This is a genomic window from Photorhabdus sp. RM96S, from assembly GCF_042879335.1.
In the GTDB taxonomy this organism is placed as follows: Bacteria; Pseudomonadota; Gammaproteobacteria; order Enterobacterales; family Enterobacteriaceae; genus Photorhabdus; species Photorhabdus kayaii.
Genome location: NZ_JBHFKT010000122.1, coordinates 1 through 1,208 on the forward strand (window position 1 = coordinate 1; position 1,208 = coordinate 1,208).

Annotated in this window: 1 protein-coding gene; it reads left to right on the forward strand. The window is 43.8% G+C overall.

Annotation, left to right across the window (positions count from 1 at the left end; translation table 11 throughout):
- Positions 1 to 92: 92 nt before the first annotated feature.
- The coding region (locus tag ACGF49_RS24535) for an ISAs1-like element ISPlu17 family transposase (protein WP_387493304.1) at positions 93 to 1,208 on the forward strand (1,116 nt) is incomplete at its 3' end.

Below are 1,208 nucleotides of genomic sequence, written 5' to 3' on the forward strand. Positions count from 1 at the left end.
CAGGGCAAGATCGTGAATATTTTGTTAAAAAAATCAGATTTGACCGACGGTAATAGTTATGATCTCATACTCTCTTTTTGAGAGCAAAAACCATGTGCTTTGATATTTTTACTGAACATTTCTCAGACATTCAAGATCCCCGTCAAAGCGCTAAAGTCGCCTACCCTTTATTCGATATTTTATTTGCCTCATTGTGCGCTGTTCTGGGCGGCGCAGATGGTTGGAGTGAGATCCAAGAGTATATTGAAGGCCACCATGAATGGTTTCTTGAACATAATATGTTCAAGGCGGGGATCCCTGTTGATGATACGATTGCCCGGCTTCTCTCACGGATTAATCCGGAACAATTTAATCTGTGTTTTATCAACTGGATGCGTTCGGTTCATCAGGTTACTCAGGGAGAATTAGTGGCGATTGATGGTAAAGTCTTACGGGGTGCCTATGCCCCGGGAGAACGCGGTTCGGCTCTCCACCTTGTGAGTGCTTATGCGACAGCCAATAAAATGGTCATCGGCCAGGTTAAAACCCAGAAAAAATCTAATGAAATTACCGCAATCCCGGAACTCATTAAGTTGTTGGAACTGAAAGGCGCGCTGATTTCCATTGATGCGATGGGATGCCAAACGCAGATCGCTCAGGAGATTATTGATGCCGGCGCGGATTATTTATTAAGTGTGAAAGACAACCAAAAACGTCTCCATCGTGCCATTCAAAAAGCCCTGGAAGCCCAGCGCGTTTTGCCCTTAACAACCGAAAAAGCGTTGATAGAACAGGGTCATGGTCGTCTGGAAATCAGAGAAAGCCATGTGCTGAATGCCGATACATTCAAAACCGATTTTCCGGAATGGACGGGATTAAAAACACTGGGTGTCACAATCGGATACAGGCAAGAAAACGGCAAATTGCCCAGTCTGGAGTACCGTTACTACATCAGTTCAGCCAGACTGACAGAAGAACAATTTTCTCAGGCAGTACGCAGCCATTGGCAAATAGAGAATAATCTTCACTGGGTGCTTGATGTGACGTTTAAGGAAGATGATTGTCAAATTTACCGTGAAAATGCGGCGGAAAACATCGCGATATTACGACGTATTTCGTTAAACATGCTGAAAAAAGAAACGAGTCAATTAAGCATTAAAGCGAAGCGTAGACGAATATGGATGAAAACCCAATTTTTGGAGCGAGTATTACAGGCGGGTTTTGCTAAT